This is a genomic window from Rhodoferax sp. OV413, assembly GCF_945881795.1.
Lineage (GTDB): Bacteria > Pseudomonadota > Gammaproteobacteria > Burkholderiales > Burkholderiaceae_C > Allorhodoferax.
In genome coordinates this window covers 1-5,460 of sequence record NZ_CAMCVG010000112.1, presented here as the reverse complement: position 1 = coordinate 5,460, position 5,460 = coordinate 1, and the positions used below count along the sequence as shown (strand labels likewise).

Here is a 5,460-nt window from a genome sequence, read left to right as displayed (position 1 = left end):
GCGTAGTCCTGCGTGTAGCCGTTGGCCAGCATGCCGCCAATCAGCCTGTCGTGGAACTTGCCCACGCCGCCCTTGCGCTTCCAGGCGGCCATGGAGCGGCGCAGCTGGTCGGCCTCGCCCGCACTGAAGTTGGCGGCCGCCATGGCGATCTGCATCACCTGCTCCTGAAAAATCGGCACACCCAAGGTGCGCTTCAACGCCTCTTCCAAGCCGGGGGACGCGTAAGTCACCGCCTGCGGGTTGGCACGGGCCTTCAGGTAGGGGTGCACCATGCCGCCCTGAATCGGCCCGGGCCGCACGATAGCCACCTCGACCACCAGATCGTAAAAGCAGCGCGGCTGCAGGCGGGGCAGCATGCTCATCTGCGCGCGGCTCTCGATCTGGAACACGCCCACCGTGTCGGCCTGGCAGATCATGGCGTAGGTGGCCGGGTCTTCGGCGGGTACGTCCTGCATGCGCATGGGCGCGCCGCGCCACTGGCCGATCAGGTGCAGGCAGCGGCGTATGGCGCTGAGCATGCCCAGGGCCAGCACGTCCACCTTCAACAGGCCCACCGCGTCCAAGTCGTCCTTGTCCCACTGGATGACCGAGCGATCCGGCATGGAGGCATTTTCCACCGGCACCAGCCGGGTCAGCGGGCCCTGCGTGAGCACAAAACCGCCCACGTGTTGGCTCAGGTGGCGCGGAAAGCCTTGCAGCTGGGTGGCCAGGTCCAGCCAGAGCTGCAGGCGGCGCGGGCTTGGCACGTCTGCGCCGGCAGCTACTTTTTCAATAGCATTCTGCAGCCGCTCGGCCAGCACGGTACGGCCGTACATGCCGGGGTGCTCTTTGGCCATGGCGGTAATGAGCGGCTCAGGGATGTCGAGCGCGCGGCCCACATCGCGCAGGGCGCTGCGGGGGCGGTAGCTGGCGACCACGGCGGTAATCGCGGCGCGCTCGCGGCCGTATTTGGCATAGATGTACTGGATGACCTCTTCGCGCCGCTGGTGCTCAAAGTCCACGTCAATGTCCGGCGGCTCGTCGCGCTCTTTGGAGATGAATCGCTCGAACAGCACGTTCATGCGGCTCGGGTCCACCTCGGTAATGCCCAGGCAGTAGCAGACCGCCGAGTTGGCCGCCGAGCCGCGGCCCTGGCACAAGATGCCGCGCCCCCGCGCAAAGCGCACCAGATCGTGCACGGTGAGAAAGTACATCTCGTAGCGCATGTCAGAAATCAGCGCCAGCTCATGCTCCACCTGCGCGCGCACGCTCGGCGGCATGCCTCCGGGATAGGCGGGTGGGGGGTAGCGCACCAGGGCGCCCTCTTCGGTGTACTGGCGCAGGGTCTGGGCGGGGGTCTGGCCGGGCAGCACCGCCTCCATCGGGTACTGGTAACGCAGCGCATCGAGCGTGAAGCTGCAGCGCGCCGCCACCTCCAGCGTGCGGGCCAGCGCCTCGGGCGGGAACAAGGCAGCCAGCCGGGCGCGGCTGCGCAGGTGGTGCTCGGCATTGGCCTGCAGCGCAAAGCCGCACTGCGCCACCGGCTGGCCCAGGCCCACCGCGGTCAGCACATCGTGCAAGGGCTTGCGCGAGCGGGTGTGCATGCGCACCTGCCCGGTAGCCACTGCCGGCAGCCCGCTGAGCGCCGCAATCTGCTGCCAGTGCACCCGCTCGAGTGCCTGCAGGTCGCCCAACCCCGCCGTTACCGCGAGCCAGCAATAAGGGCCAAAAACGCCTTTCGCCCCCGCCGCTATTGCGCAAGCAGCTTCGGTTTTGATAGCAAGCGGGATGTGCAGCAGCGCCTCGCAATGCTGCAGCGTGTGCCAGGCCGACGCATCGGACTGCCCCAGCCAGGCTACGCGGTAGCCGCCCTTGGGCGCCGCGCGCCGCGCGCGGGTGATGAACTCGCACAGATTTCCCCAGCCCTGCAGGTTGTGCGGCAACACCACCACGGTGAATCGACTGCCGCCATAAGGCACCGCAAACTCCGCACCGGGCAGCAGCTGCAGCCCCAAGCGGCGGGCCTCGCCGTGGGCGCGCACCACACCCGCCACCGAACACTCATCGGTGATGGCCAGCGCGCTGTAGCCCAGGCGGTGCGCCCGCTCGACCAGCTCCTCCGGCTGCGAGGCGCCGCGCTGGAAGCTGAAATTCGAGAGGCAATGCAGCTCCGCATAGGCCGGAGATGCGGGAGCTATCGGCCTCCGGGACCTGATGGGCTTGGTAGATTGCATTTTTACTGTACAAAACATCAGTATAAGTACAAGGCCTGTCGCGCGGGTTACCCCGCTACCGGCGCAGCACCCGGCTGCGGCCTACTATGGTTTTTTTTCGCGGCAAGGGGCACTCCATGGACATGCGTTTTGACAACAAAGTGGTTCTGGTCACCGGTGGCGGTGGCGGCATCGGGCGGGCCAGCGCGCTGGCGTTTGCGCGCGCCGGCGCCAAGGTAGCGGTCACCGACCGCGACCTGGCTGCGGGGGAAGAAGCGGCCGCGCAAGCCCGCGCCCTGGGCGCCGAGGCGCTGTTCGTAGCGGCCGATGTGATGCGGGCGGCCGACGTGCAGTCCATGGTGGCGCAGGTGGTGGCGCACTTCGGGCGGCTGGACTGCGCCTTCAACAACGCCGGCATCGAGGAAGAACACATGCGCCTGGCCGACTGCGACGAGGCCACCTTCGACCGCATCATGGGGGTCAACGTCAAGGGCGTCTGGCTATGCATGAAGCACCAGATCCCGCAGATGCTCGCCCAGGGCGGCGGCACCATCGTCAACATGGCCTCGGCCGCAGGGCTGGTGGGTGCGCCCAAGATGTCGGCCTACAGCGCGAGCAAGCACGCGGTCATCGGGCTCACCAAATCCGCCGCGGTGGAGTACGGACGCAAAGGAATCCGGGTGAATGCGGTCTGCCCCGGCTGGATTCGCACCGCCATGCTCGAACGCGCGCTCGCCCTCGAACCCCAATTGGCCGCCGCTGGCGCCACCCTGCACCCGATAGGCCGCATTGGCGAGCCCGAGGAAGTGGCTGCTGCTGTGCTGTGGCTCAGCTCGGACGCCGCCCGCTTTGTGACCGGCCTGGCCCACACGATAGACGGCGGGCTGACCTCGATGTAGACGCACAGTTGAACACCATCCGCTCCGACTGCCACCCGATATCCTGAAACGCGCTGCCATGCGACTTACACAATTGGACGCCGCATGGCGCTGACCTAGTCGGCGCTGGCAGACGCGCTGGGCGTCTCGCCCATGCGCATTTCGCACCTGCTTAAAGGGCATAGACCGGTCACGGCAGAGCTCGCCCTGCGCTTGGGGCGCGCCTTTGGCCAAACGCCGCAGTACTGGCTGAACCTGCAAAGCAGCTACGACCTGAAGACGACCGAAGCCGCGATGAAAGAAAGCATCCAAGCCGTACGCACCCTGGCGGTGGCCTGACAACAATTCAGTACAGGCGCAACGACACTTCCACAGAGCCGCCCGCCTGATCAGCCCCCATCAGGCAAACACCCCATGCAAAAACCAGGACAGCCCGTCCGGGTCTGCGGGCCGGGGCGCAGACGCCGGGTGCGCCGCCAAGCGCTCGCGGTACACCCACACCAGCCCTGCCTGCGGGCTTCGGGCCACGAAGTAGTCGCGCAGGGCGGGTTCGCCGTCCAACCAGCCGGTCTCCAGCCGCTGCGGGCCGGCGAGTAGCGTGAGTTCGCCGTGGTAGCAGGGGACGCGGTGCTGCGCAGTGGTGTGGTGCAGGCTGCTTTGCGGCGCCGGCTCGCGCACCACCAGGCGCTGCGGCACCGGCAGCAGCCAGGTGGGGTACAGGTCGGCCGCGGGCAGCACGGCGCCCTCTGATTCAGGGCCTTTTAGGCCTCTGGCGCTTACGGATATTGCGCGATCAGCTCCTGATTTCATAGCGGACAGGCTTTCCTTGCGCGCCGTATCTGCCCGCCACGGCTGCCAGCGCTGCATGCGTTCGGGCCGGTGGTCGGCCTGCGGGGTGGCGCACTGCACGCTGTCCGGCCCCAGCCGGGCGGTCAGGCGCTCCAGGGTGTGGTGCAGGCTGTCGCCCTTGCGCACGTCTTCGGGCAGCAGGCTGTGGCTCTCGCCGCCCAGGGGCTGGGTTTGCAGGGTGCGCATGCGCAGGTAGAGCACCGGCGCGGGCAGGGTGACGCGGGCCAGCTGCTCGCCCAGGATGCGCTGCAGGTGGGTCATGTCCTGGGTGGCCTCGGCGGTGCGCAGCGTAAGAGTGCCCTGCTGGCCGCCGTGGTGGTGGGCGTCAATATGGCGGGTGTTGGCGCGGCGCGCGTCCAGCTCCCACAGCAGCTCCAGCGCCAGCACGCCGGCCTGACGGGCGCGCAGCCACACCAGCAGCTGCGCCAGCAAGCGCCGCGCGCCAAACAACAGGGCGGGCGCCGAATCCACACTCGCCGCCAGCTCCAGCGGGGCGTCAAACACGTCGGGCAGCGTGAGCCAGGGGTACACCTCGGGGCGTTGGCCGTAGGCGCGGTCCAGCGCGTCCAGCAGCTCCGCGCCGAAACGCCGCACCAGCCCGCCGCGCGGCAGCGCGCGCAGCTGCCCCCAGGTGCGCACGCCCAGCCGCGCCAGCGTGGGCAGGTGGGCGCGGGCCGCAGCCAGCGCATGCACCGGCAGCGCATCCGGCACCACCACCCGCCCGGGCGGGGCCGGAGCCAGCCGCCACGGATGCACTTGCAGCGCGGCAAGCGCTATCAAAGACGTAGCGCCTTGCGCATACTCCACCTGCGCCAGCGGCCGATTGGGCCCTAAAAAATGCTGCAGCAGGGCCGCCCGACCGCCAAACAGGCGCTCGCTGGCCGACAGCTCCAGCACCAGCGCCTCGCCCACCCGGGCCACCAGCGGGGTGAAGCGCAGGGACCACCATGCCAGCGCGGTGGATGCATCCACCAAGGCCGGTGCGGGTGGGTGGGGCGCCGCATCAGGCAGCGGCCGCAGCGCGATCCAGTGCATGGCCTGCGGCCAACAACATGCCCAGCCGCTGGCTGCGGGCCTGCACCTGCAGGGGCTGGCGCAGCGGCGGGCCGCGGCGCTTGAGGATGTCGATATCAAGCTCGTCCATCAGCCGCCCCGCGGTCTCACTGGCAGCACCGTACGGCTGCACCAAGAGGCGCAATACCGCGGGGGACGCCTGGGCGCGGGCGCTCTCGGGGCGCATGACAAACAGCAGCTTGTGGTGATCGGCCGCAGCCATGTGCAGGCGGCGCAGTTGCTCGCCACGCGCTTGCGGCAGCCAGGCGAGCACCGCGTCCACCTCGGCGCAACGCAGCACCTGCTCGGTGGCCCACAAGCGGCTTGCCGCTTCACCTGCCATGCTGCGGCCGGCCGGCGCCGATGGCTGCACCGACAGCAGCCGCCCCGCCCTCAGCCCCAGCCCGGAGAGCGCCGGCACAAACGGCAGATAGGGCGGCGCCACCAGCACCACCGGCCCGCTGCCGCAGCCCGCCAAGGCCGGCAGC

Annotated in this window: 5 protein-coding genes; 2 read left to right on the top strand and 3 right to left on the bottom strand. The window is 69.1% G+C overall.

The annotated features are described in order from the left end of the window. On the bottom strand, nt 1-2,213 hold a 2,213-nt coding region (locus Q0O05_RS11025; RefSeq protein WP_293663035.1), incomplete at its 3' end, for an error-prone DNA polymerase. 116 nt (nt 2,214-2,329) lie between these two features. Between Q0O05_RS11025 and Q0O05_RS11020 the strand changes: the two genes are divergently transcribed. Both Q0O05_RS11020 and Q0O05_RS11015 read left to right on the top strand, forming a co-directional pair. After that, complete coding sequence (locus tag Q0O05_RS11020) at nt 2,330-3,091, top strand: SDR family oxidoreductase (protein ID WP_293663033.1); 762 nt, start codon at nt 2,330-2,332, stop codon at nt 3,089-3,091. A gap of 105 nt (nt 3,092-3,196) precedes the next feature. Continuing rightward, entirely contained in the window at nt 3,197-3,409 is a 213-nt protein-coding gene (locus Q0O05_RS11015; protein WP_293663037.1) for a HigA family addiction module antitoxin, read from the top strand. A gap of 60 nt (nt 3,410-3,469) precedes the next feature. Here Q0O05_RS11015 and Q0O05_RS11010 read toward each other — a convergent pair whose 3' ends face one another. Together Q0O05_RS11010 and Q0O05_RS11005 are read right to left on the bottom strand one after the other, a co-directional pair. Continuing rightward, the gene (locus tag Q0O05_RS11010; RefSeq protein ID WP_293663031.1) at nt 3,470-4,954 is read right to left on the bottom strand and encodes a DNA polymerase Y family protein; all 1,485 of its coding nucleotides are present in this window, start codon (nt 4,952-4,954) and stop codon (nt 3,470-3,472) included. Next, the coding region (locus tag Q0O05_RS11005; RefSeq protein ID WP_293663029.1) for a hypothetical protein at nt 4,923-5,460 on the bottom strand (538 nt) is incomplete at its 5' end. The genes Q0O05_RS11010 and Q0O05_RS11005, both read right to left, overlap by 32 nt.